Source organism: Xanthomonas sp. D-36-1, assembly GCF_017746155.1.
GTDB classification, from domain to species: domain Bacteria; phylum Pseudomonadota; class Gammaproteobacteria; order Xanthomonadales; family Xanthomonadaceae; genus Xanthomonas; species Xanthomonas cissicola.
In genome coordinates this window covers 43728-67875 of the sequence record NZ_JAGHWR010000076.1, presented here as the reverse complement: position 1 = coordinate 67875, position 24148 = coordinate 43728, and the positions used below count along the sequence as shown (strand labels likewise).

Genomic DNA, 24148 nt, shown 5'->3' with positions numbered 1-24148 from the left:
TCTGGAACCTGCAGAAGGAGACTTCAGCCGATCACGCCGGCTGAATCGTCACCGCTTTCAGTGCCGCCTCCAGCTTCGCGCGCAGTGCTTCGTCGTCGCAGCGATCCATTGCGTCCTGCAATACCGCGCGCGCTTGATCATCGCGACCGAAGCGCTCGGCCAGCAGCAAGCCGGCGTCCAGCGACCAGGCGGGCAGCATCGGGTCGCGCGGCCATGCAGCGATGGCGGCCAGCAGGCCATCGGTGACCAGTTGGAACTGCCCGGCCATCTTTGCGCGCTCGGCCAGCAGGTTGGCCTGCTCGGGCGTCAGCGGCGTAAACGTGGCGTCGATGTCCAGCGCTTCGCGCTGCAGCGCGAGCGCGCGCCGTTCCTGCTTTTCCTGCAACAGGCGATTGATGTATTGGCGGGTGTGTTCGCGTAGCTCGTCGTTGCGATGGTGTTGGCGCAGCAGGCGCTGATAGAGCTCGTGCACCGCCAGGCTCACCGCGCGCGAGCGCACCGCGCCACGCAAGGCCTGAAAGGCTTCGTCGGAATGCCCGTCGCGCACATACTGTTCCGCTTCGTCGAGCAGGCGCTGATCCGGGTCGCGGCGTTCGTGCGCGGCCCCGCTGCTGGGCACGTAGCCGAGCTCCTCGTGGTACTGGTACACCAGATACCCCAGCAGGTGAAAGCTGGCGAATAGCGTCCAGATCGAGGTCGCCATGACCGTGGCTTCGCGCACGAGCGGGGGTAGGTATCTGGTAGCGAAAAAGACTGCTGCCGTACCGCTCCCTGGATCACGTAGAGCAGGCCGTAGGCGGCCAGATATGGCCAGCCGATCCGCAGCGCCATGTCGATCGAGACGGCGGGATTGAGCGCCCGGCGCAGGCTGCCGTCGATGGCCAACGAGATCAGCATGCCCGGCAGCAGCAACATGGTGCCCAGATAGGCGATGGTCAGCCCGAACGGGCCGGCGATCACGGCCCCCGCGCCGATCACGATGCCCAGCGCGATGGCCAGCAGGATCAGGCGCAGTACCGCGCTGTCGAAGCTGTTATAGCCCAGGCGTGGCGCATCGGTCTGGCCATCGGCGGTGTGGCGCAGAATGTCGAAGGCATAGGTGTAGGTCGCCATGCCCAGCACACCGGCAATCACCAGTTTCAGGATGCCCGGCAGCACCAGCAATGCGCCGCACAGCGTCAATGCGATCAGCGCATACAGCGCCGAGCCACGCAGCGGGTAGGTGGCGATGGCGGGAATGCGGGTCCAGAACGGTGCAGGCGCAGCCTGCGCGGCCACCGTGCGTGCGCGAAAACGGTCTTCCATGACGCTCCCCAGGCGTGTGATGTGAGCGGATTGTGCGGTGAGGTGCGCCCCCATGCAATTGAGGCAAGGCAAGCCGACGAACCAGGATCGCCAGCGACCGGCGACATGTCGCGGGTATGGTCTGGATAGTGCTGGCCAGGCCATGCATCAGTGCCGGCATTGCATCGGAGCATGCTGTGTCCGACAGTACCGCGAGCGCATCGGCAGACCGTCGATGCGTTGCGTGCGTGACTGTTTCAGGTTCCAGCGGAGCGACGGGTAAAATGGTGGCCCGCCGCACGCTCGCGGTCCTACGAGCGACCGCGCGCGCCGCAACCATGGCACCGCCATCGCTCGCATCACAAGGAGTGTCGCTTGATTCCCTCTGCCACCGGCAACCCGCAGGTCCGCATTCGCAGCATCGATGTGCTCTCGGACAACTGGTATGTGCTACGCAAGGTGACGTTCGATTTCCAGCGCAAGGACGGCCGCTGGCAGTCCTTGTCGCGCGAGGCCTACGACCGTGGCAATGGCGCCACCATTTTGCTGTATAGCCGCGCCAGGCAGACGGTGATGCTCACCCGCCAGTTCCGCCTGCCGACGCTGCTCAATGGCAACCCGGATGGCATGTTGATCGAAGCTTGCGCAGGCCTGCTCGACCAGGACGATGCGCTGACCTGCATCCGCAAGGAAACCGAAGAGGAAACCGGCTACCGGATCGACAACGTGCGCAAGGTGTTCGAGGCCTTCATGAGCCCTGGCTCGGTCACCGAACGCCTGCACTTCTTCGTCGGCGAATACGTCGACGACGACAAGGTCAGCGAGGGCGGTGGACTTGAAGAAGACGGCGAAGAGATCGAAGTGCTGGAGCTGTCCCTGGATGCAGCATTGGCGATGATCGATTCAGGTGAGATCGCCGATGCCAAGACCATCATGCTGTTGCAGTACGCCAAGTTGCATGGTGTGTTGGAGTCCGTCCACGCCAGCACCCGGTAGCCCTTCAGGGCGACGGCGTCATCGAGCCGTGTCGGCGGCGATGATCAAGCCGATCAACGCTTCCCACCAAAAATGCTGCCGAAGATGCCGCGCACGATCTGCTGCCCGATCTTGTTGCCCACCGTGCGCGAGGTCTGCTTGGCCATCGCTTCGAGCATGCCCTGGCGGCGGCTGGTGCCGAAGACCGCGTCCTTGACCGCCTGACCGAAGCCGCTGTCGTGCGCGTCGTCGTCTGCGCGAGTGCGGGCGGGTGGGGCTGCGTTGTGTTCGGCCACCTGTTCGACGCGGCGCGCCAGCAATTCGGCAGCCGATTCACGATTGATCGCGGTGTCGTAGCGAGTGCCGACCGGGCTGGTGGCGCGCACCTGCGCGCGTTCGGTCTCGCTGATGGCGCCCATGCGGCAACGCGGCGGGGCGATCAATGTCTGCTGCACCGGCGCCGGTACGCCCTTGCCCTGCAGCGGCGACACCAGCGCCTCGCCGGTACCCAGGCTGGAGATGGCGGTGGCGACGTCGAGCTTGGGATTGCCGACGAAGGTCTGCGCGGCGGTCTTCACCGCCTTCTGGTCGCGCGGCGTGTAGGCGCGCAAGGCGTGCTGCACGCGATTGCCGAGCTGGCCGAGGATATTGTCGGGAATGTCATCGGGAAACTGCGAGCAGAAATACACGCCCACGCCCTTGGAACGGATCAGGCGCACCACCTGTTCGATGCGCTGCACCAGCGTCGCCGGCGCATCGTCGAACAGCAGGTGCGCCTCGTCGAAGACGAACACCAGTTTGGGTTGTTCCAGGTCGCCCACTTCGGGCAAGCGCTCGAACAGTTCCGACAGCAGCCACAGCAGGAAGGTGGAATACAGCTTCGGCTTGAGCACCAATTGGTTGGCAGCCAGGATGCCGATCACGCCACGGCCATCCGGTGCGACGCGCATCAGTTCGGCCAGCTCCAGCGCGGGTTCACCGAAGAACTGTTCGCCGCCGTCCTGCGACAGGCGCAGCAAGGCGCGCTGGATGGCGGCCACCGATTGGCTGGACACCAGCCCGTAACTGGTGGAGAGCTCCTTGCGCTCTTCGACCACCAGCGCGAGCAGCGCACGCAGGTCGTCCAGGTCCAGCAGCAGCAAGCCGCGGTCGTCGGCCAGCTTGAACACGATATCGAGTACGCCGGACTGGGTGTCGTTGAGCTCCAGAATCCTGGCGAGCAGAGTGGGGCCCATCTCGCTGACGGTGGTACGTACCGGATGCCCGAGCTGGCCATACAGGTCCCAGAACACCACCGGGTTAGCCGCCGGGGCGTAGTCGGTCATGCCCGTATCGTTGGCGCGCTGCAGCACGCCGGGTGCCCCGTCGCCGGCCACGGCCAGGCCGGCGACATCGCCTTTCACGTCCGCCAGGAACACCGGAACGCCCAGCCGCGAGAAGCCTTCGGCCAGGGTCATCAAGGTCACGGTCTTGCCGGTGCCGGTGGCGCCGGCCACCAGTCCGTGGCGATTGCCGAAGCGGGCCTCCAGCACAACCGGGATGTCGTCGGTGACGCCTTTGCCGAGCAGGAACGAGGCCATTGCGCTGATCCGGTGGGAAAGGGTCGATTCTAGCGGGCAATCCCGGCGGGCAATGCCATCCGTCAACTCGGCGGATTCTGGCAGGCAGGCTGGGTCGAACGGGCGACCACGCACACGCCACGCTGCGCCGCCGGCTCACTCAAATCATCGCGGCGGTGAGCCGGTTTGCAGGTGTCGCCTGCATCGATCGCGCCCACCAAGCTAACGGCCCACTGACCCCGGCGGCCCCGCTGCCTTGCCCCGATGTTGCCCCGGCAGCTACCCTGCCTGCCTTTCCGCTGTACTGCCTACGATGCCGCTCGCTCATTTTGGTTTGCGCCCATGGCCTGTCCTGGCCGTGGTGGCGCTGATGTCTGTCGTCCCCGCCGCCCACGCCGTCTCCAAACGCGACACGGAAAAGGCCGCCGCGCTCGATGCGCGCATGGCCGCCGCCGAAAAGCGCTATCGCGATGCGCTGGTGCTGGTGAACAACTCCGACCCCAAGGGCACTGCCGAAGGCGATGCCGCGCTGGAGGACATGGAAGACATCATCGACGCCTGCATCAAGCAGCGTGGTTGCCTGGTGTCCAATCAGTTGGCCACCTACAAGCGACTGCTCAAGGCGCGCGCCGATGCCGAGGCGCCGGCCGCCGAAGATCCGGAGGACGACGACACCCTGCTGCAAGCCGACCCGGACCATCTCGGCCCGGCGTCGAACGGCGTGCCCGAGGCCGCGCGTGCCGCCACGCTGCTCAACGACCAGCGCCACGACTTCGACAAGATGGTGCAGTACAACCCTGCCGTGCAGGCCGGTATCCGGCGTTGGCTCACCGATATGCGCCCGGCGCTGCTGACCAGCTACGAGAACTACAGCAACCTGCGCGGCGTGATGTGGCCGGAATGGCAGAAGCGCGGCCTTCCCGAAGCGTTGCTGTTCGGCATCATGGCCAAGGAATCCAACGGCAAGGTGCATGCCAGCTCGCGCGCTGGTGCAGCCGGGTTGATGCAGTTCATGCCCGCCACCGGACGTCGCTTCGGGCTGGGCCCGGACGGCACCGGCTTCGATACGCGCTTCGATGCACGCAGCGCCGCCGAAGCCAGCGCCGCCTACCTCAACGAGCGCATGGCCGGGCTTAACCGCAGCATCGAGCTGGCATTGGCCGCCTACAACGGTGGCGAAGGCCGTGCCGCGCGCGTGTTTTCGCAGAGCGGCGGGCGCGGCTTTTGGGATCAGGACGTCTACAACCAGTTCCCGGCCGAAACCAAGGACTACGTGCCGATGGTGATCGCGGCGGCGTGGATCTTCCTGCACCCGCGCCAGTACGGGGTGGACTTCCCCAAGCTCGATGCGCAGCCGGCCACGCTCAAGCTGGCCAAGTCGACCACCATCTACGAACTCACCATCTGCCTGGGCAGCATGGGCACACGCGACGGCTACATGCGTGCGCTGCGCAATCTCAACCCGCGTTACGAATCCGATGGCTGGATTCCGGCCGGTACGGTCATCAATGCCACCAACCGCATCGTCAACCTCTACACCCGTTACTGCGTCAATGGCCCGCGTGCGGATCTGGCGCGCACCCTGATCACAGCCGATCTCAACAGCGCGATCGTGCGCAGCAGCAGCGCGCCCGAGTACGTGCCCAGCGTGGCGGTGGGCGATGTCAGCCAGATGGCGGGCGTCCCGACCACCGTCGCCACCGGTCAGCCGGCAGTGGCCAAGCCCAAGGCCAAGCAGGTGCGCAGCTACACCATCGCCCGGGGCGACACGCTCGGTCGCGTCGCGCAGAAATACCAATGCGAGATCAAGGAGCTGGCCAAGGCCAACGGCTTGAAGGCGCCGTCGTATGCGCTCAAGCCGGGTCAGAGCATCAAACTGGCCGGTTGCGATCGCTGAACCGTGCGCTGGCGGTGCCGTGCTGATCGCGGCACCCTTTAGACGGCGGTGCGCATTGGCCTGAACCCACTGGCGTGGGGCAGGTCAGGCCGCGCAAACGCCGTTTTGCTAGCCGGCACGGGCAGCGTGTTTTCAATTGAAGGTTTGGCAAACGGCGCGCGGGTGTGCGACGCGTTGTCGGGAGTGCCTCGTCGCGGCCAGGTCCGCTCCTACGATGGCGGCGAGGTCGGAACAAGCCTGGTTGCGGCAGGAGCGGACCCGGCCGCGACGAAGCCGTCCAAGTAGCCATGTTGTTTGCCGGATGCTCTTAATTTGAGGCTGAGCAAGATCGCGCGCGCGTAGGGGCGGTGCATCGCCGGAACCGCCTCGTCGCGGCCAGGTCCGCTCCTACGAGGGCGCGTTGCAATTCACTGACGACGGGCGAGTGCCTGACCAAGACGAACCGATGTTTCGGCCGCAAGTCCGCCATCGAGCGTGGCCACACCCGGCGGCAGCAATACAATCACGGTCGAGCCGTAGTTGAAGCGCGCCATCTCCGCGAACTTCTCCAGCACGATGCCCTTGCCGCGATAGTCCTTGCGCGTGATGCGGTCGCCATAGCGCGGAATCTCCACGCCGCTCCAGACCGTCTCCACGCCCGAGACCAATAACGCGCCAACCATCACCGAAGCCATCGGGCCGAACTCGGTGTCGAAGTGACACACCAGCCGCTCGTTGCGCGCGAACAGGCGCGGCACCTTGCGCACTGCATCCGGGCCCACACTGAACAGCCGGCCGGGCACATGCACGGTTTCGCGCAAGGTGCCGGTCCACGGCATATGCACGCGGTGGTAGTCCTTGGGCGACAGATACACGGTGGCGAACAGGCCGTTGTTGAACGGCGCTGCCGCGGCTTCGTCGCCGAGCAATTCTGCAGCAGTGAACGACTGCCCCTTGGCCTGGAAAATGCGGCCGTTCTCGATCGGGCCGAGCTGGCTGATGCGGCCATCGGCGGGCATCAGCAACGCTGCCGGGTCGGCATCCGGCACGCGCGCGCCGGGCTTCAAGGCGCGGGTAAAAAACGCGTTGAAGGTGGGGTAGGCGCGCGGATCCGGCTCCTGTGCTTCGCTCAGGTCCACACCGAACTTGCGCGTCACCGTGTCGATCAACCACTGCTTGGTGGACGGTGTCTGTGAATAGGCCAACGCGCGCGCCAGCGAGGACAGCAACCGGTGCGGCAGCACGTAGGTCAGGGAAGTGACAAGACTCACGGAGTGGTTACCTTGGTCAGCTGTTGGAGGTCGGCGGCAATCGCCTTCGGATCAAGCGGGGGACGGATCAGGCCGGCCAGACGGCCTTGCGGATCGAGCACGGCGATGCCGGCGGAGTGGTCCATGCTGTAGTGGTTGGGATTCTGCGCATAGCCCTTGCCCGGGACTTTCTGGAACACGAAGCCCAGCGCGGTGGCGAAGCGCTCCAGCGCCGGCACGTCGGCAGTGGCGGCCAGGGTGTCCTTGTGGAAGGCATGCGCGTACTCGCCCAGGCGCGCAGGCGGATCGCGCTGCGGGTCCACCGACACGAACAGCACACGCGGGCGCAAGCCATCGGGAATGGCTTCCCATTGCTGTTGCGCCACCGCCAGATCGGTCAAGGTGGTGGGGCAGACATCGGGGCAGAACGTGAAGCCCAGAAACACCAGCGTCCAGTGCCCCTTGAGCTCGCCGGGAACCAGTTGGGTGCCGTCGGACTGGCGCAGGCTGAATTGCGGCAGCGGGCGCGGCTGCGGATAAAAGGTGATGGTCTTGGTGGGTGGCCATGGCGAACTGGGCGCACCACCAAGGAACTTCTGGCCCAGCAACATCCCCAGGCCAGCGGCCAGGGCCACCAGCAGCACGATGCCGGTATTGCGATTGAACATGGCGGTTTCCAGTGCAACGGACGCTCATGATACCGATCCGACCTCTATAATCGGGGGCCGATTCCTCTTTAGTTGTTGCCATGACTGCCGCCGCGGCCGACGAACTGCACACCATCATCGACCTGATCCGCTACGGCACCAGCCGTTTCAACGCAGCCGGTCTGACCTTCGGTCACAGCTACGACAATGCGTTGGACGAAGCCACCCAACTGGTCCTGCACGGCCTGCATCTGCCGCACGATCTGGGTCCGGCCTATGGCCAGGCGCGTCTGCTGCGCTCGGAAAAAGAGCAGGTGCTCGGTCTGTTCGAGCGCCGCATCACCGAACGTGTGCCGGCCGCGTATCTCACCGGCGAGGCCTGGTTTGCCGGCCTGAGTTTCAAGAGCGATGCGCGTGCGCTGGTGCCGCGGTCGCCGATCGCCGAACTGATCGAGGCCGGCTTCGAGCCCTGGCTGGGCGGCCGTGAAGTGACCCGCGCGCTCGACCTGTGCACCGGTTCGGGCTGTATTGCCATTGCGATGGGCCACTACAACCCGCAGTGGGATGTGGACGGCGTGGACATCAGCGACGATGCCCTGGCGCTGGCTGCTGAAAACAAGGCGCGCCTGCATGCCGACAACGTCACCTTGCTCAAGTCGGACCTGTTCAGCGGCCTGGGCGGTCGCCAGTACGACCTGATCGTCACCAACCCGCCGTACGTCACCAACGAGGAAACCGACGCGCTGCCGCAGGAGTATTCCTACGAGCCCGAACTCGGCCTGCGCGCCGGCGACGATGGCCTGGACCTGGTGCTGAAGATCCTGCGCGATGCGCCGCAGCACCTGAGCGAAGACGGCTTGCTGATCTGCGAAGTGGGCGAATCCGAGCAGCACCTGGTCAGGCTGTTGCCGGAAGTGGATCTGGCCTGGGTCGAGTTCAAGGTCGGGCAGATGGGCATCTTCGCGGTGGAATGCCGCGAATTGATCGCCCACGGCGCCCGCATCGCCGAGCTGGCCGCGCAGCGATGAGCCTGCGCGCATGAGTGCCAATTCGTTCGGCAAGCTGTTCACTGTCACCACCTTCGGCGAATCGCACGGGCCGGCGATCGGCTGCGTCGTCGACGGCTGCCCTCCCGGCCTGGAGATTGCGCCGGAAGAGTTCACCCACGATCTGCAGCGCCGTGCCAGCGGCAAGAGCCGGCACACCTCGGCGCGCCGCGAGGCCGATGAGATCGAGATCCTGTCCGGCGTGTACGAAGGCCGCACCACCGGCACGCCGATCGGCTTGCTGATCCGCAATACCGATCAGCGCAGCAAGGATTACAGCAACATCGCCCAGCAGTTCCGTCCCGGCCATGCGGATTACACCTACTGGCAGAAGTACGGCATTCGCGATCCGCGCGGCGGCGGGCGCTCGTCGGCGCGCGAAACCACCATGCGCGTCGCCGCGGGCGTGATCGCCAAGAAGTGGCTCAAGCAACGGTATGGCGTGCTGGTGCGCGGGTTCCTGTCGCAGCTGGGCGAGATCCGCCCGACCGGTTTCGACTGGGATGCGGTGGAGGACAACCCGTTCTTCTGGCCGCATGCCGCGCAGGTGCCGGAGCTGGAAACCTACATGGATGCGCTGCGCAAATCCGGCGATTCGGTCGGTGCGCGCGTGGACGTGGTGGCCGGCGGCGTGCCCGCAGGCTGGGGCGAGCCGATCTACGGCAAGCTCGATGCCGAGCTCGCGGCGGCCTTGATGAGCATCAATGCGGTCAAGGGCGTGGAGATCGGCGACGGCTTCGCCAGCGCCGCGCAGAAGGGCACCGAACACCGCGACCTGATCACCCCGGAAGGCTTTCTCAGCAACCATGCCGGCGGCATCCTGGGCGGGATCTCCACCGGCCAGGCGGTCACCGCCTCGATGGTGCTCAAGCCCACCTCCAGCCTGCGCTTGCCTGGCGCCACGGTGGATGCCGACGGCAGCGTGGTCGAGGTCATCACCACCGGCCGGCACGACCCGTGCGTGGGCATCCGCGCCACCCCGATCGCCGAGGCGATGATGGCGTTGGTGCTGATGGACCAGGCGCTGCGCCACCGTGCGCAATGCGGCGATGTAGGTGAGGTGTCGCCGCGCATTCCCGGTCAGGTCGATGTCTGACGGCCGTCGCGCCAGGGTGTGGGTCAGCCAGCCGCTGTTCGACGATGTCGTCGCGCAGCTGGGCGAGCATTTCGAGCTGACCACCACGCAGCGCGTCAGCGCATATTCGCCGGCCGAGCTGGCTGCGCAACTGGCACCGCTGGACGGCGCCCTGGTCACCCTCAACGAGCGCATCGGCGCAACCGAAATCGCAGCGGCGCCGCTGCTGCGCGCCATCGCCAATGTCGGCGTGGGTTACAACAATCTGGATCTGGATGCGCTGAGCGCGTCCGGCATCCTGGCCAGCAACACGCCCGACGTGCTCACCGAAACCACGGCCGATCTCGGCTTTGCGTTGCTGATGGCCACCGCGCGCCGCATCACCGAATCCGAGCGCTGGCTGCGCGACGGGCAGTGGGGGCAATGGTCGTTCAAGACCATGCTCGGTGCCGATATCCATGGCAGCACGCTCGGCATCCTGGGCATGGGCCGGATCGGGCAGGGCATCGCACGGCGCGGCGCGCACGGCTTCGGCAGGCGCGTGCTCTATCACAACCGCAGCCAGTTGCCGGCCGCCACCGAACAGGCGCTGGGCGCACAGTACGTGGATTTCGCCACCCTGCTGGCGCAGTCCGATCACCTGGTGCTGGTGTTGCCATACACCAAGGACTCGCACCACCTCATCGACGCGGCGGCGCTGGACAAGATGCGCGCCACCGCCACACTGGTGAACATCGCCCGCGGCGGCATCGTCGATGAGCTGGCGCTGGCCGATGCGCTGGCCCACGGGCGTTTGGCTGGCGCCGGCCTGGATGTCTACGAAGGCGAGCCGCGCGTGCGGCCGGAACTGCTGGCGCTCAATAACGTGGTGCTCACCCCGCATATCGGCAGCGCCAGCCTGGCCACGCGCCGCGCGATGGTGCAACTGGCGGTGGACAACCTGATCGCTGCGCTGGGCAAAGGCCCTCATGCCGGCCATCCGCCGAGCGCGCTCAACGCCGCCGCGGTTGCCGCTGCCAAACGTGGCGGCACCGGCGCGGATGCGAAAAAAGCCGGCGTCACCGGCACCATCTCGACCAAACGATAGGGAACCTCCGCGGCCAGCATTGGAGGTTCCCCGAACCCAGCGCGCAGTGCTTCCTCATTTCCCCTTTCGATAAAGACAAACTCATGAGCAACGAAAACCGTCGTTTCAACGTCGCGGTCGTGGGCGCCACCGGCGCTGTCGGCGAGACCATGCTGAGCATCCTGGCCGAGCGCAACTTCCCGGTCGCCACCCTGTACGCGCTGGCGTCGTCGCGCTCGGCCGGCGGGCAGGTGGAGTTCAATGGCGGCAAGGTCGATGTGCAGGATCTGGCCGAGTTCGACCCCGCCGGCGTGGACATCGCGCTGTTCTCCGCGGGCGGCAGCGTGTCCAAGGAATACGGCCCCAAGTTCGCCGCGGCCGGTGCGGTGGTGATCGATAATTCGTCGGCGTTCCGATACGACGACGACGTGCCGCTGGTGGTTTCCGAGGTCAATCCGGAAGCGCTCAAGCAGCGCCCGCGCGGCATCGTCGCCAACCCCAATTGCTCGACCATGCAGATGCTGGTGGCCCTGGGCCCCATCCACCGCACCTACGGCATCGAGCGCATCAATGTGGCGACCTACCAGTCGGTCTCCGGCGGCGGGCGCTCGGCGATGGAAGAACTGGGCAAGCAGACCAGCGAGCTGCTGAGCTTCCAGGACATCGACCCGCAGCGGTTCCCGGTGCAGATCGCCTTCAACCTGATTCCGCACATCGACGACTTCCAGGACAACGGCTACACCAAGGAAGAGATGAAGCTGGTCTGGGAAACCCGCAAGATCCTCGGCGACGACAGCATCCAGGTGAACCCCACCGCGGTGCGCGTTCCGGTGTTCTATGGCCATTCCGAAGCGGTGGCGATCGAAACCCGCGACAAGATCACCGTGGAAGCGGCGCGCGCGCTGCTGGCGGCATCGCCGGGCGTGGAAGTGGTGGACGAGCGCGCTCCCGGCGGCTACCCGACGCCGGTCACGCACGCCTCCGGCAAGGATGCGGTGTTCGTCGGTCGCATCCGCGAAGACTTCTCGCACCCGCGTGGCCTGAACCTGTGGATCGTCTCCGACAACATCCGCAAGGGCGCCGCGCTCAACGCCGTGCAGTTGGCCGAACTGGTCGCACAGGAAGGCTGAAGGTCGCGATAAAAGCGACCGCGCAGCCGCTATGCGGGCGTGGCCGGTGCAGGCATCACCCGGCCACTGCGGTGCCGAGCGCGCCGTCCGTACCCGCAGGACGACTGGTCGCGACGTGTGGTCGGCGCTCTGGACCGCCGTGCACGTGCTGGCGCGTGCCGGCGCGCGACGATGCTTTCCGGAGAGGCTCACCGCGCGCCAGCGCTCCGGCTGGGTGCAGTTCGGCGCGTGGAAGTCGGCTCGATTCTCAACCAAAGTTCAATCTGCAGGCGCGCTGCCCATCGCGCGCCTGCAGACAGACGCACGTGCGCGTGTCGCCTCACATCGCACGCCCTGCGCGTCGAGGGACCTTGCAGCTTGCGTCGCGCAGTCATGCCGCCCGCCGCTCGCGCACTCCGTTGCCGGCTCTGGTGACGCGCCATTGGCGCCACAGGTGGCATCACGCGCCTCGTGATGTTGCACCACGCAAGCTGCCGACAAGCCGTTGCGCGCTTGATGCCTCGCGCAGTGTCATCGCCCATCAGCGCTTGCCGGTATGCATTGGCCACGCATGCATGCCGCACTGCGGCAGTGTCGCCGTTACAGCGCTCTGCATCACGGCACCGACTTTTTCGCTCATCCAGCGGCTATATTGATGCCCATGAAACATAGGGGCGGGGGCGCGATGCGTCCGATACAAGGGATAGGTGCGTTGCTGCTGATGGCCTGCAGCGGCGCTGCAATGGCGTTGGGACTGGGCGATATCCGGGTGCTGTCCAAGCCCGGGCAACCGCTGGTGGCCGAGATTCCGGTCATCTCCAACGAGCCGGGCGAACTCGACAACGCGCGCGTGGCACTGGCATCGGCCACCACCTTCGCGCGGGTCGGCCTGGAGCGTCCGCAAGGGCTGGTCAGCAATCTGCAGTTCCAGTTCGCGCAGGACGCGCGCGGGCGTGCGGTGATCCGCGTGACCAGCAGCCAGGCGGTGGACCAGCCGGCGATCAACTTCCTGATCGAAGTGGAGTGGGGCCAGGGCCGGCTGGTGCGCGAATATTCGGCCCTGGTCGATGCGCCCAACACCGCGGCTGCGATCGCCGAGCCGGCCATCGAAGCGCCGCGTGCCGGTTCCAGCAATGCGATTGCACGCGAGCCGGCGCCGGTCGCCGACCGCGCCGCGCAAGACAATGCCAGGACCGAACCGGCCGCGCGTGCAACTGCCAGTACATCTGCTGCGTCTGCCGCGCAGGCCGGCGATGCGTTGCCGGCCGTGCGCGCGGGCCAGACCTTGTCGGAGATCGCCGCGGGGGTGGCGCGTTCCAGCGGGCATTCGCTGGACCAGACCATGCTGGCGTTGCTGCGCACCAACCCGGACGCCTTCATCAACGGCAACATCAACCGCCTGAAGCAGGGCGCGGTGCTGCGCACACCGCAGGAAGACGCGCTTGCCCAGGTCGGTGCGGCCGAAGCGGCGGTCATGGTGCGCGAGCAGGCCGCTCAGTGGCGGCAGGCGCGATCGGCGGTGCCGCAGCCTGCCGAAGCCGGCACTGCCGCTGCCGCAACGCCGCCGGCCGCTACGCCTGGCGCAGCGGCCGGCAACGGCGCGCGGCTCGAAATCGCCCCCGCAGTGGCGAGTCAGACCAACAAGGCCGGCATTACGTCCGGCACCAGTGCCGAAGGCGAGGGCGAGATGGCGGCCAATCAACAGTTGCAGCAGGCCAAGGAAGACATTGCCACCCGCGATGCGGAGTTGCAGGACCTGCGGAGCCGCGTGGCGGATCTGGAAAAGCTCAGGCAGCAACAGCAAGCGCTGATCGCCATGAAGGACAGCGATCTGGCGGCCGCACAGAAGCGCCTGTCTGAAACCCCTGCGACCGCACAACAGGGTGGCGGTTTTCCGCTGTGGTTGATCGGCGGGCTGGTGTTGATCGTCGCTGCCGTGGTGGCGTGGCTGGCCGCGCGCCGTCGCAAGCCCTCACCGCTGCCGCCGTTGCCGCGTCGGCCGTTCGACTTCGTCCTGCCTGGCGCGCCGGTGCAGGCCGCCGAACCGCAAGAGGCGACGCAAACCACCGAGCCCAGCGAGCGCGATGTGGTGCACGAGACAGAATTCGAGCAGACCGATCTGCGCGACGAAGAGCGCGCCCAGGACGCGCACCAACCGTTATCGGACGTGCTGCGTCGCGAGCCGCTGCCGTCCGAACCGGCTGCTGCGTCCACGGCGGTCAACAGCGACGATTGGCGTGCGCTGCGTGCCACGCCGCCGGTGGCGGCAACGCAGGCGCCGCACACCATGCCCGTCGACGAGGCGCAGGCTTCGCCGCACCCGGCGTCCGAAGCCGTGGAGACGAGCCACGCCGACGTCGCGCCTACGATCCGCGATGTCCCGCCTGCGGCGTCGCCAGTCGCGGTGGCCACGCAAGACAGCCTGGATTTCGAGGGTTCGCCTGCGACACCGGGTGCCGCGCCCAGCCCGTCGGCCAGCCGGGACGTCGCCTCGGCCGGGCGCGATCGCCTGGAACTGGCGGTGGCCTACCTGGACCTGGGCGACAAGGACACCGCGCGCGGCCTGCTGGTGGAGGTTGCCGCCACCGGCGACGACGCCACCCGCGCCGAAGCCGCCGAACTGCTGGAACGCCTGGCATGAGCCCGGCGATCGATCGCCTCCCCGCGCAGGAAAGTGATGCACGCGAGCGCCGGATCGACTATGTGGAGTTCGCCTCCACCGATCCGGACGCCAGCCGTGCGTTCTTCGAAGCGGTGTTCGGTTGGCAATTCCAGGCCTACGGCCCGGACTACCTGGCCTTCAACGATGGCCGCCTGGACGGCGGCTTCTACCGTGCAGCCGCGCCAGCGCCGGACGAGGGTGGACCATTGGTTGTGCTGTATGCCGACGCGTTGGCCCCGGTGATCGAGCGCGTGCGTGCTGCAGGTGGGGAGATCGTCAAGCCGGTGTTCGGCTTTCCCGGCGGCAGCCGGTTTCATTTTCGCGAGCCCGGCGGCACCACGTTGGCCGTGTGGTCCGAGCGCAGCGTCGCGTCCGGCGACTGACCACGCGCTTGCGTGCAGGCCGCACGCGCGTCGCAGCGGCTCGGCACCCACCAGGCAATGCGGCTCGTACACTTCACCTTCTTTGCAGCGGCGGGGCTGTGCTGGCCATCGCCGGCGATGGCGGCAGCATGACCGCCACGCAGATTTCATCGATTCACTCATAGGGCAGGTACCGATGCGTTACGCGCTGGGCGTGGAATACGACGGCAGCGAATTTCAGGGCTGGCAGCAGTTGGGCGAGCATGGCGGGCCGAGCGTGCAGGCCAGCCTGCAGGCGGCCTTGTCGTCGGTCGCCGATGCGCCGGTGCAGGTGGTCTGCGCCGGGCGCACCGACGCCGGCGTGCATGGCGAATGCCAGGTGGTGCATTTCGACAGCGACGCACGCCGCGAGCCGCGTGGCTGGATGCTGGGCACCACTGCGCGCCTGCCGCCGTCGATCGCCGTGCGCTGGTGCGTACCGGCCGCCGATGACTTCCACGCGCGCTTTTCCGCGCGCGCGCGTCGTTACCGCTATCGCCTGCTCAATCGGCAGATTCGCCCGGCACTGTATCGGCAGACCCTGAGCTGGGAGCGTCGCCCGCTCGATGCCGATGCCATGCATGGCGCAGCGCAGGCCTTGTTGGGCGAGAACGATTTCAGCGCGTTCCGCAGCGTGCAATGTCAGGCCTTGCACGCGCGCCGTCACCTGCAGGCCATCCATGTGCAGCGTTTCGGCGAGGTGGTGGAGGTGCAGGTCCAGGCCAATGCATTCCTTCATCACATGGTGCGGAATATTGTGGGTTCGCTGATTTTGGTCGGTACCGGCGAACAGCCGGCCGACTGGATCGCGACGTTGCTCGCCGGACGCGACCGCACTGTGGCCGGCCCGACAGCGCCGCCACAAGGTCTGGTATTTATCGGACCTCTGTATCCTGCAGAGTGGCATCTGCCTGCTGAGGTGACCCAATGAATCGATCGCTGTACCGCACCCGTATCAAGTTTTGTGGCATGACCCGCGCCGGCGATATCCGCCTGGCCGGCGAACTGGGTGTGGACGCGGTAGGTTTCATCTTTGCGCATGGCAGCCCCCGGCGCGTGGCGCCGGCCGAGGCGCGCGCGATGCGCCAGGCCACTGCGCCGATGGTCGATGTGGTGGCATTGTTTCGCAACAATTCGAAAGAAGAAGTGCGCGAAGTGGTGCGCACCGTGCGCCCGACCCTGTTGCAATTCCATGGCGAGGAAGACGACGCGTTCTGCCGTAGCTTCAACCTGCCGTATCTCAAGGCGGTGCCGATGGGCAGCGGCGGCGTGAATGGCGAAGACGCCAACGCGCGCACGCTGCAATTGTCCTATCCCAATACCGCTGGTTTTCTGTTCGACAGCCATGCGCCCGGCGCTGGCGGCGGCACCGGCAAGACCTTCGACTGGTCGCGCTTGCCCACCGGCTTGCATCGTCCGTTCCTGTTGGCCGGTGGCATCAACGCCGACAACGTGTTCGACGCCATCGTGGCCACGTTGCCCTGGGGCGTGGATGTTTCCAGTGGGGTGGAGTTGGCGCCTGGCATCAAGGACGGCCACAAGATGCGCAAGTTCGTTGAGGAAGTACGGCGGGCGGATTGTCACGAGATGTCGTGAAGGTGGGATTCGGGATTCGGGAGTCGTAACAGCAGGCGCGTAACGCGGCTTGGTCGTTTGGATAGCTAGCAGTGCGCGTGTGCGTTAGCGTGCTTTCCGAAAGCCGAAAGCCGAAAGCCGAAAGCCGAAAGCCGAAAGCCGAATGCCGAATGCCGAATGCCGATCTAGAGACCTTCCCGCACCTTGCGTCTATCTCGCTGGACACAGCCGCGGTTTCGCCATTTGAGGCGATTTAACGAGCGTTCGCGCCCTAGATGGCGTTCCCTCAGGCCGAGCCGCAAATGACGTTTTTGTGTCTTCTGGCTAGTTGTGCCGATGCGTGGCCTTCCGCTCGGCAGGTATAGCACCTGACGGTACACACGCTCGTCGCGAGGCGTGGGCGGGCGATGCAGTATTGCACCGAACATCCGCGATAGCCGCTCAGGCTTTCGTTGCATCCATGGCCGGAAACTTGTGCTGATCTTCCGCCAGCGCTTTTCCTAGCCAACCTGCCAGCCGTTCGATACGTGGATCGGGGTTGCGCTTGGCAGCGCACAACACCCAGCGGCCATGCGTGGCGTTGAATCCCCACGGCGCCAGCAGGCGCCCGGCTGCCAGGTCCGCGGCGACCAACGGCTGCGGCGCAATCGCGATCCCCAGGCCAGCGGCAGCGGCTTCCAGCAGATACACCAGGTGCTCGAATTCGGTGCCGAAGCGCAGCGCCTCAGGAGCCAGCCCGTGCGCCTGTGCCCATTCCGGCCAGGCCTGCGGGCGCGAGCGGGTGTGCAGCAGCGCGTGATCGCCGAGCACGGCCGGGTCGCTTCCCTCGATCTGCAAGATTGATGCGAGCTGCGGATTCAGCACCGGCCCAATCCACTCCACGCCCAGCGCGTGCACCTGCCATTCGCTCGGCCAGGGTGGTGTGTCCAGCAGCAGGGCGGCATCCAGACCGTCCAGGTCCGGTCCAGGGGGCTGTTCGCTGGCCGACAGATGCAGGCGCACGTCCGGCAGCTCTTGCTGCAGCAGTCCCAGGCGCGGAATCACCCAGCGCGCCAGCAAGCTGCCCGAACATCCCAGCACCAGCGGCGCCTCGGCGGCCGGGCGTTGTAGTCCCGCCCAGGCCTGACCAATCACGCCAAAGCCTTCGCCGGTGGCATCGCGAAGCCGAACCCCTGCCGCGGTCAGCATCAGGCCGCGGCCCTGGCGTGCAAACAGCGCGGTGCCCAATGCCTGTTCCAGCGAACGCACATGCCGGCTGACGGCGCCATGGGTGACGTGCAGTTCCTGGGCAGCACGGCTGACGCTCTGCAAGCGCGCGGCAGCTTCGAACGCGCGCAGCGCCGCCAGCGGGGGAAATGAGCCACTCATATGTGATTCCAGGTCACAGGTTGCAGCAATCTTATCGATTTATCGCATGCCGCGGCTGCGCTAAAGTGACGCCTCTCGTATGACGCATTGCTGCAGAGGATTTCCATGTCGGCCCAGCCCATCAGTGACTTTTACGCCTATCCGGATGCTGCCGGCCACTTCGGCAAGTTCGGTGGCCGTTTCGTCGCCGAAACCTTGATCGGCCCGCTGCAGGAACTGTCCGCCGCCTACGATCAGGCGCGGCAGGATCCGAGTTTCATCGCCGAATACGACAAGGACCTCAAGCATTACGTCGGCCGGCCCAGCCCGATCTACCACGCCGAACGGCTCAGCCGTGAAGTGGGTGGGGCGCAGATCCTGCTCAAGCGCGAAGACCTCAACCACACCGGCGCGCACAAGATCAACAACACCATCGGCCAGGCCCTGCTGGCCAGCCGCATGGGCAAGACCCGCATCATCGCCGAGACCGGCGCCGGCCAGCATGGCGTCGCCAGTGCCACCGTGGCGGCACGCCTGGGCCTGGAATGCGTGGTCTACATGGGGGCCACCGATATCGAGCGGCAGAAGATCAATGTCTACCGCATGAAGTTGCTCGGCGCCACGGTGATCCCGGTGACTTCCGGCTCGGCCACGCTCAAGGACGCGCTCAACGAAGCCATGCGCGACTGGGTGACCAACGTGCGCGACACCTTCTACATCATCGGCACCGTGGCCGGCCCGGACCCATACCCGCGCATGGTGCGCGACTTCAATGCCATTGTCGGCCGCGAGGCGCGCGAACAGATGCTGCAGGACCATGGCCGGCTGCCGGATGCGATCAGTGCCTGCGTGGGCGGCGGCAGCAACGCGATCGGTCTGTTCCATGCCTTCCTCAATGATCCGGGCGTCAAGATCTATGGTGCCGAAGCGGCCGGCGATGGCATCGCCACCGGCCGCCATGCCGCCTCCATCGCCGCCGGGCGCCCGGGCGTGCTGCACGGCAATCGCACCTATGTGATCTGCGACGACGACGGCCAGATCACCGAGACCCATTCGATCTCCGCTGGCCTGGATTACCCCGGTGTGGGCCCGGAGCATTCGTTTCTGTCCGACAGCGGTCGCGCGGTGTATCAGGGCATCACCGACGACGAGGCGATGGCCGCCTTCCATCTGCTGGCGCATACCGAAGGCATTCTTGCCGCGCTCGAGTCCAGCCATGCGGTGGCGCAGTCGATCAAGCTTGCGCGCGAGCTGCCCAGGGATGCGTTGGTGCTGTGCAATCTGTCGGGGCGTGGCGATAAGGATGTGCACACCATCGCGGCGCGCGAGGGGATCGCTCTTTAGGAGTGGCGGCGGCGACTTCTCTCTCCGGATGCAGGGACGCGGCGATGCTCGAAGGAATGCTCCAGCTGGTGGCCGAGGCGCTGTTGCAGGCCTTGGCCGAGCTGCTGATCGAACTTGGCCTGCACTCTGTCGCCGAGTCGTTCGAGCGCAGGCCCTCGCCAGGGCTGGCGGCAGTCGGCTACGCAATCCTGGGTGCGTTACTTGGCGGTGTCAGTCTTTGGCTGCTGCCGCAGCACCTCACTGCGACCTTTGGCGCGCGACTGGCAGCGCTGGTGATCGCGCCGCCGGTCGCCGGTGGCCTGATGGCCGCGCTTGGTGCGTGGCGCGCGCGCCGCGGCGACCCGGTGCTGCGCATCGATCGATTTTCCTACGGCTACCTGTTTGCGCTGTGCTTTGCGCTGATGCGGTATTTCTTTGCCGCCTGAGGTTAGATGGCGGCCGGCTTTCCTCCCTTGTTCGAGTGATTTCATGCGTCGTATCGATTCCTGCTTCGCCGAGCTGCGCGCCAATGGGCGCAAGGCACTGATCCCTTTCATCACCGCCGGCGACCCATCGTTGGAAGCCACCGTACCGGTGATGCACGCGCTGGTGCGCGCCGGTGCCGATGTGATCGAGCTGGGTGTGCCGTTCTCCGACCCGATGGCCGACGGCCCCACCATCCAGCGCAGCTCCGAGCGCGCGCTGGCTCGTGGCGCTGGCCTGGCGTATGTGCTGGAAGCGGTGCACGAGTTCCGTCGCGACGATGCCACCACCCCGGTGGTGCTGATGGGCTACCTCAACCCGATCGAGATCCATGGCACGCGACGCTTCGCCGAGGCCGCGGTCGCCGCGGGCGTGGATGGCGTGCTGCTGGTCGACCTGCCGCCGGAAGAAGCCGGCGAAACGCGCGCCATCTTTACCGAGGTCGGGTTGGCGCTGATCGCACTGGCCTCGCCCACCACCAGCGAGCAGCGCCTGGATATGTTGTGCAGCACCGCGCAGGGCTATCTGTACTACGTCAGCTTTGCCGGCGTCACCGGCGCCTCCAATCTGCTCGACACCCATGCCGCCAGCGACCGCCTGCGCCAGCTGCGTCAGCGTGCCGGCGCGCCAGTGGTGGCCGGCTTCGGCATCAAGGATGCGGCCAGCGCCGCTGCCATGGCCGTGGATGCCGACGGCGTGGTGGTGGGCAGTGCATTGGTCGCTGCTTTGGCGGACGCGGGCGAGGTCCGCAGCGCCCGTGAACGCGCCGAAGCGTTCCTGGCCCCGTTGCGCCAGGCGCTCGACCAGGGATGAGAACCGAGCGTCTTTCCCACCGCTAGAGGGATTGGGGCGCAGGCGCAGCCACGTGCCTGCGCCGCATCGCGCCACGGCAGCCGCCGCGATCCATTCGCGGCCATCGCTCGCAGAGACATTCAGCCGCCCAAGCCCGGAAGTCTCTGCGCCAGATCCCGCATTCATGACGCCGGCTACCTTGGCATTCCCACGGCGCGTTAGACTGTCGCCCCTCTGCGGCCCGCCAGGCCGCCCTGCATGGATTGTCATACACGCATGAGCTGGCTCAGCAAATTGATGCCCTCCGGCATCCGCACCGAAAACACCCCGGCCAAGAAGCGCAGCGTCCCCGAGGGCCTGTGGGAAAAGTGCAGCAATTGCGGGAGTGCGCTGTACGGCCCGGAACTCGAGGAAAACCTCGAGGTGTGCCCGAAATGCGATCACCACATGGCGATCCGCGCCCGCGCGCGCCTGAATTCGCTGTTCGATCCGGAGACCGCGAGCACTGAAATCGCCGCTCAGCTCGGTCCGGTCGACGCGCTCAAGTTCAAGGACCAGAAGCGCTACGGCGAACGCATCAAGGCCAGCCAGAAAGCCAGCGGCGAATATGACGCGCTGATCGCCATGCGCGGCACGCTCAAGGGCAACCCGCTGGTCGCCGCTGCGTTCGATTTCGCCTTCATGGGCGGCTCGATGGGGTCGGTGGTGGGCGAGCGCTTTGCGCGTGCGGCCGAAGTGGCGCTGGAAGTCGGCTGCCCGTTCGTGTGCTTTTCCGCCAGTGGCGGCGCACGCATGCAGGAAGGCCTGTTCTCGCTGATGCAGATGGCCAAGACCTCGGCCGCGCTCGGCCGCCTGCGCGAAGCCGGCCTGCCGTATATCTCGGTGCTGACCCATCCCACCACCGGTGGCGTGTCGGCCTCGTTCGCGATGCTCGGCGATATCAACATCGCCGAGCCGCATGCGCTGATCGGCTTTGCCGGCCCGCGCGTGATCGAACAGACCGTACGCGAAACGCTGCCCGAAGGTTTCCAGCGCTCGGAGTTCCTGCTCGACCACGGCGCCATCGACCAGATCTGCGACCGCCGACAGATGCGCGACCGCATCGCCGAGCTCACCGCGATGATGATGCGTCAGCCGCATCCGCAAGACGCCGACGCCGCATGAGCGCACGCAAGTATTTCGGCACCGACGGCATCCGCGGTCGGGTCGGGCAGGGCGTGATCTCGGCCGATTTCGTGCTGCGCCTGGGCAATGCGCTCGGCCGTGTACTGACCCAGGGCCGCAGCAAGCGGCCATTGGTGCTGATCGGCAAGGACACCCGCATTTCCGGCTACATGTTCGAAGCGGCGCTGGAAGCTGGCCTGGTTGCCGCCGGTGCCGACGTGCAGCTGATCGGGCCGATGCCGACCCCGGCCATCGCCTTTTTGACCAGCACGTTGCGCGCCGACGCGGGGGTGGTGATCAGCGCCTCGCACAATCCGCATTACGACAACGGCATCAAGTTCTTCTCCGCCGAAGGCGAGAAGCTCGACGACGCCACCGAAGCGGCGATCGAAGCAGCGCTGGACGAGCCGTTCCACACGGTGGAATCGGAGCGGTTGGGCAAGGCCATCCGCACGCGTGACGCCATCGGCCGCTATATCGAATTCTGCAAGGCAAGCGTGGCGCGCGGTTTCACCCTGCACGGGCTGAAGATGGTGCTGGATTGCGCGCATGGCGCCACCTATCACATCGCACCCATGCTGTTCCGTGAGCTGGGCGCCGAGGTGGTGGTCATCGGCGCCGCGCCGGACGGGCTCAACATCAACGCCGGTGTGGGCTCGACCCATATCGATAATCTCGCTGCCAAGGTGCGCGAGTGCGGTGCGCATCTGGGTATCGCCTTCGACGGCGACGGCGACCGCGTGCTGATGGCCGACGACCAGGGCAACCCGGTCGATGGCGACGATCTGCTGTACGTGCTCGCGCGCTCGTGGCAGGCCAGCGGCCGGCTGACGGGTACCGTGGTCGGCACCTTGATGACCAATTACGGCCTGGAACAGGCATTGGCCGCGCTGCACATTCCGTTCCAGCGCGCCAAGGTCGGCGACCGCTACGTGCATCAGGCCCTGGTCGAAGGCGGCGGCACGTTGGGCGGCGAAACGTCCGGTCACCTGTTGTGCCTGGACCGTGCCAGCACCGGCGATGGCATCGTCAGTGCGCTGCAGGTGCTCGAAGCGCTGGGGCGCGATGGGCAGAGCCTGCGCGACGCGCTGACGCGCCTGAGCAAGGTGCCGCAGAAGACCGTCAACGTGCGCCTGGATGGCGGCGCCGCCAAGGCCATTGTGGAAGCGGCCAACGTGCAACAGGCGCTGCAACAGGCGCAGGCCGCCGTGCAAGGCCGCGGTCGCGCGTTCCTGCGCCCGTCGGGCACCGAGCCGGTGGTGCGGGTGACCGTGGAAGCCGACGACGCCGGCCTGATGCAGGACACGCTCGACCGGCTCTCAGGTGCAGTGCGTGACGCGGCGTGAGTCGATCGTCATTGGCGTCTGCGTGGTCATCGCCAAGGCCGCGACGTTCTACCTGTTGTATCGCCTGCTGATCTGACCCGCAGGTTTCTCTGGACCTTTTCGACCTTGACTGCAGACATCCGTATGAGCGCGCGCATTCCCACGCTGGACATCACCCGTTTGGACACCGACCGCGACGCCTTCGTCGCCGAGCTCGGAGCGGCTTATCGGCAGTGGGGCTTTGCCGGCATCCGCAATCACGGCATCGCCCAGGCCGATATCGACGCCGCTTACGAAGTGTTCAAGGCGTTCTTCGCGTTGCCGGAAGCGACCAAGCGCCGTTATCACGTGGAAGGCAGCGGCGGCGCGCGTGGCTACACCGCCTTCGGCGTGGAAACCGCCAAGGATTCCAAGCACTTCGATCTCAAGGAGTTCTGGCACATCGGCCGCGAGATTCCGGACGATTCGCCGTACCGCGCAGTGATGCCGCCGAATCTGTGGCCCAGCGAAGTGCCTGGTTTCCGCGAGCGCGGCTACCAGCTGTACCAGCAACTGGATCAATTGGGTTCGCGCGTGCTGTCGGCGCTGGCGCTGCATATCGGCCTGCCGCAGGACTACTTCGTCGACAAGACCAACAACGGCAATTCGATCCTGCGGCCGATCCATTACCCGCCGATCACCAGCGACGACATCCCCAATGTGCGTGCCGGCGCGCATGGCGACATCAATTTCATCACCTTGCTGGTGGGTGCCAGTGCCGCCGGCCTGGAAGTGCGTTCCCACGATGGCGAGTGGGTGCCGTTCACTGCCGACGCCGACACCATCGTGGTCAACATCGGCGACATGCTGCAGCGCCTGACCAACCATGTGTATCCGTCCACCATCCACCGCGTGGTCAATCCACCGGGAGAGCAGGCACGCCAACCGCGCTATTCGGTGCCGTTCTTCCTGCACCCCAATCCGGATTTCCTCATCGACGTGCTGTCCTCGTGCATCAGCGCGGACAATCCCAGCCGTTATCCGGAGCCGATCACGGCGCATGGCTTCCTGGAAGAGCGTCTGCGCGAAATCAAGCTGAAGTAATCCGGCGCGTCGGGACGCGTTGCGCGGCGCAAATAGCCGCGCTCGCAACACGACCGGTGACCAGCGCCGCACTTCTGTTCAGAAAATTCTGCTCGCGCCTGGTTAA

General features: G+C 66.3%; 20 protein-coding genes and 1 pseudogene. 16 read left to right on the top strand and 5 right to left on the bottom strand.

Annotated features, from left to right (window positions below):
* Window positions 1-31: 31 nt before the first annotated feature.
* Window positions 32-1305 (bottom strand): annotated as a pseudogene (locus J7367_RS18795) (hypothetical protein).
* A gap of 354 nt (window positions 1306-1659) precedes the next feature.
* Between J7367_RS18795 and nudK the strand changes: the two are divergent.
* Entirely contained in the window at window positions 1660-2280 is a 621-nt protein-coding gene (nudK, locus tag J7367_RS18790) for a GDP-mannose pyrophosphatase NudK (RefSeq protein WP_057661678.1), read from the top strand.
* A gap of 53 nt (window positions 2281-2333) precedes the next feature.
* On the opposite strand, the gene J7367_RS18785 is transcribed toward nudK, so the two are convergent.
* A complete protein-coding gene (locus J7367_RS18785) occupies window positions 2334-3839 on the bottom strand; it encodes a helicase HerA-like domain-containing protein (RefSeq protein WP_057661681.1) in 1506 nt (501 codons plus the stop codon).
* Between the two features lie 292 nt (window positions 3840-4131).
* Between J7367_RS18785 and J7367_RS18780 the strand changes: the two genes are divergently transcribed.
* A complete protein-coding gene (locus tag J7367_RS18780) occupies window positions 4132-5715 on the top strand; it encodes a transglycosylase SLT domain-containing protein (protein ID WP_057661683.1) in 1584 nt (527 codons plus the stop codon).
* A 407-nt stretch (window positions 5716-6122) separates the two neighbouring features.
* Here J7367_RS18780 and asd read toward each other — a convergent pair whose 3' ends face one another.
* The gene (gene asd / locus J7367_RS18775; protein ID WP_007963938.1) at window positions 6123-6965 is read right to left on the bottom strand and encodes an archaetidylserine decarboxylase; all 843 of its coding nucleotides are present in this window, start codon (window positions 6963-6965) and stop codon (window positions 6123-6125) included.
* Window positions 6962-7612 (bottom strand): SCO family protein, encoded by a 651-nt coding sequence (locus tag J7367_RS18770; protein ID WP_057661685.1) that lies wholly within the window; start codon window positions 7610-7612, stop codon window positions 6962-6964. The genes asd and J7367_RS18770 overlap by 4 nt, the downstream gene beginning before the upstream one ends.
* Window positions 7613-7692: 80 nt before the next feature.
* On the opposite strand from J7367_RS18770, the gene prmB reads away from it, so the two are divergent.
* From prmB to J7367_RS18730, 8 genes are all read left to right on the top strand, one after another.
* Window positions 7693-8619 carry a 50S ribosomal protein L3 N(5)-glutamine methyltransferase gene (gene prmB, locus J7367_RS18765; RefSeq protein ID WP_007963936.1) on the top strand — a complete coding sequence of 309 codons (927 nt, stop codon included), beginning with the start codon at window positions 7693-7695 and terminating at the stop codon, window positions 8617-8619.
* Window positions 8620-8629: 10 nt separating this feature from the next.
* Entirely contained in the window at window positions 8630-9733 is a 1104-nt protein-coding gene (aroC, locus tag J7367_RS18760) for a chorismate synthase (RefSeq protein WP_007973642.1), read from the top strand.
* Window positions 9726-10799: a D-glycerate dehydrogenase gene (locus J7367_RS18755; RefSeq protein ID WP_057661687.1), complete on the top strand. Its 1074-nt coding sequence runs from the start codon at window positions 9726-9728 to the stop codon at window positions 10797-10799. The genes aroC and J7367_RS18755 overlap by 8 nt, the downstream gene beginning before the upstream one ends.
* An 83-nt stretch (window positions 10800-10882) precedes the next feature.
* Window positions 10883-11908, top strand: coding sequence for an aspartate-semialdehyde dehydrogenase (locus J7367_RS18750; protein ID WP_007962932.1), 1026 nt, complete (start codon window positions 10883-10885; stop codon window positions 11906-11908).
* Between the two features lie 691 nt (window positions 11909-12599).
* Complete coding sequence (locus J7367_RS18745; RefSeq protein WP_057661689.1) at window positions 12600-14528, top strand: FimV/HubP family polar landmark protein; 1929 nt, start codon at window positions 12600-12602, stop codon at window positions 14526-14528.
* Window positions 14525-14932 carry a VOC family protein gene (locus J7367_RS18740; protein ID WP_007973636.1) on the top strand — a complete coding sequence of 136 codons (408 nt, stop codon included), beginning with the start codon at window positions 14525-14527 and terminating at the stop codon, window positions 14930-14932. Before J7367_RS18745 ends, J7367_RS18740 begins: the two co-directional genes overlap by 4 nt.
* 175 nt (window positions 14933-15107) lie before the next feature.
* Window positions 15108-15881: a tRNA pseudouridine(38-40) synthase TruA gene (truA, locus tag J7367_RS18735; protein WP_007973634.1), complete on the top strand. Its 774-nt coding sequence runs from the start codon at window positions 15108-15110 to the stop codon at window positions 15879-15881.
* A complete protein-coding gene (locus tag J7367_RS18730) occupies window positions 15878-16546 on the top strand; it encodes a phosphoribosylanthranilate isomerase (protein WP_022559508.1) in 669 nt (222 codons plus the stop codon). Before truA ends, J7367_RS18730 begins: the two co-directional genes overlap by 4 nt.
* Before the next feature lie 420 nt (window positions 16547-16966).
* Here the strand turns inward: J7367_RS18730 and J7367_RS18725 are convergent, their stop codons facing one another.
* Window positions 16967-17893, bottom strand: a complete 927-nt coding sequence (locus tag J7367_RS18725; RefSeq protein WP_057661691.1) for a LysR family transcriptional regulator — start codon at window positions 17891-17893, stop codon at window positions 16967-16969.
* Between the two features lie 105 nt (window positions 17894-17998).
* Here J7367_RS18725 and trpB point away from each other — a divergent pair, with 105 nt between their 5' ends.
* The 6 genes from trpB to J7367_RS18695 all read left to right on the top strand — a co-directional run bounded on the left by trpB (window position 17999) and on the right by J7367_RS18695 (window position 24042).
* Window positions 17999-19216, top strand: coding sequence for a tryptophan synthase subunit beta (gene trpB, locus J7367_RS18720; RefSeq protein WP_057661694.1), 1218 nt, complete (start codon window positions 17999-18001; stop codon window positions 19214-19216).
* Window positions 19217-19260: 44 nt separating this feature from the next.
* Window positions 19261-19641, top strand: coding sequence for a hypothetical protein (locus J7367_RS18715; protein ID WP_022559507.1), 381 nt, complete (start codon window positions 19261-19263; stop codon window positions 19639-19641).
* 43 nt (window positions 19642-19684) lie between these two features.
* Window positions 19685-20491, top strand: coding sequence for a tryptophan synthase subunit alpha (gene trpA, locus J7367_RS18710; protein WP_022559506.1), 807 nt, complete (start codon window positions 19685-19687; stop codon window positions 20489-20491).
* Between the two features lie 255 nt (window positions 20492-20746).
* Window positions 20747-21634: an acetyl-CoA carboxylase, carboxyltransferase subunit beta gene (gene accD, locus J7367_RS18705; RefSeq protein WP_022559505.1), complete on the top strand. Its 888-nt coding sequence runs from the start codon at window positions 20747-20749 to the stop codon at window positions 21632-21634.
* Window positions 21631-22980: a phosphoglucosamine mutase gene (gene glmM, locus J7367_RS18700; RefSeq protein ID WP_007962913.1), complete on the top strand. Its 1350-nt coding sequence runs from the start codon at window positions 21631-21633 to the stop codon at window positions 22978-22980. Before accD ends, glmM begins: the two co-directional genes overlap by 4 nt.
* 123 nt (window positions 22981-23103) lie before the next feature.
* Window positions 23104-24042 (top strand): 2-oxoglutarate and iron-dependent oxygenase domain-containing protein, encoded by a 939-nt coding sequence (locus J7367_RS18695; RefSeq protein WP_007962912.1) that lies wholly within the window; start codon window positions 23104-23106, stop codon window positions 24040-24042.
* Window positions 24043-24148 lie beyond the last annotated feature (106 nt).

What these genes read in the sequence shown, in the direction of transcription:
- J7367_RS18785 (WP_057661681.1), bottom strand. Translation starts at nt 3,839, where the DNA reads ATGGCCTCGTTCCTGCTCGGCAAAGGCGTCACCGACGACATCCCGGTT.
- J7367_RS18780 (WP_057661683.1), top strand. Translation starts at nt 4,132, where the DNA reads ATGCCGCTCGCTCATTTTGGTTTGCGCCCATGGCCTGTCCTGGCCGTG.
- J7367_RS18770 (WP_057661685.1), bottom strand. Translation starts at nt 7,612, where the DNA reads ATGTTCAATCGCAATACCGGCATCGTGCTGCTGGTGGCCCTGGCCGCT.
- prmB (WP_007963936.1), top strand. Translation starts at nt 7,693, where the DNA reads ATGACTGCCGCCGCGGCCGACGAACTGCACACCATCATCGACCTGATC.
- aroC (WP_007973642.1), top strand. Translation starts at nt 8,630, where the DNA reads ATGAGTGCCAATTCGTTCGGCAAGCTGTTCACTGTCACCACCTTCGGC.
- J7367_RS18755 (WP_057661687.1), top strand. Translation starts at nt 9,726, where the DNA reads ATGTCTGACGGCCGTCGCGCCAGGGTGTGGGTCAGCCAGCCGCTGTTC.
- J7367_RS18750 (WP_007962932.1), top strand. Translation starts at nt 10,883, where the DNA reads ATGAGCAACGAAAACCGTCGTTTCAACGTCGCGGTCGTGGGCGCCACC.
- J7367_RS18740 (WP_007973636.1), top strand. Translation starts at nt 14,525, where the DNA reads ATGAGCCCGGCGATCGATCGCCTCCCCGCGCAGGAAAGTGATGCACGC.
- truA (WP_007973634.1), top strand. Translation starts at nt 15,108, where the DNA reads ATGCGTTACGCGCTGGGCGTGGAATACGACGGCAGCGAATTTCAGGGC.
- J7367_RS18730 (WP_022559508.1), top strand. Translation starts at nt 15,878, where the DNA reads ATGAATCGATCGCTGTACCGCACCCGTATCAAGTTTTGTGGCATGACC.
- J7367_RS18725 (WP_057661691.1), bottom strand. Translation starts at nt 17,893, where the DNA reads ATGAGTGGCTCATTTCCCCCGCTGGCGGCGCTGCGCGCGTTCGAAGCT.
- trpB (WP_057661694.1), top strand. Translation starts at nt 17,999, where the DNA reads ATGTCGGCCCAGCCCATCAGTGACTTTTACGCCTATCCGGATGCTGCC.
- J7367_RS18715 (WP_022559507.1), top strand. Translation starts at nt 19,261, where the DNA reads ATGCTCGAAGGAATGCTCCAGCTGGTGGCCGAGGCGCTGTTGCAGGCC.
- trpA (WP_022559506.1), top strand. Translation starts at nt 19,685, where the DNA reads ATGCGTCGTATCGATTCCTGCTTCGCCGAGCTGCGCGCCAATGGGCGC.
- accD (WP_022559505.1), top strand. Translation starts at nt 20,747, where the DNA reads ATGAGCTGGCTCAGCAAATTGATGCCCTCCGGCATCCGCACCGAAAAC.
- glmM (WP_007962913.1), top strand. Translation starts at nt 21,631, where the DNA reads ATGAGCGCACGCAAGTATTTCGGCACCGACGGCATCCGCGGTCGGGTC.
- J7367_RS18695 (WP_007962912.1), top strand. Translation starts at nt 23,104, where the DNA reads ATGAGCGCGCGCATTCCCACGCTGGACATCACCCGTTTGGACACCGAC.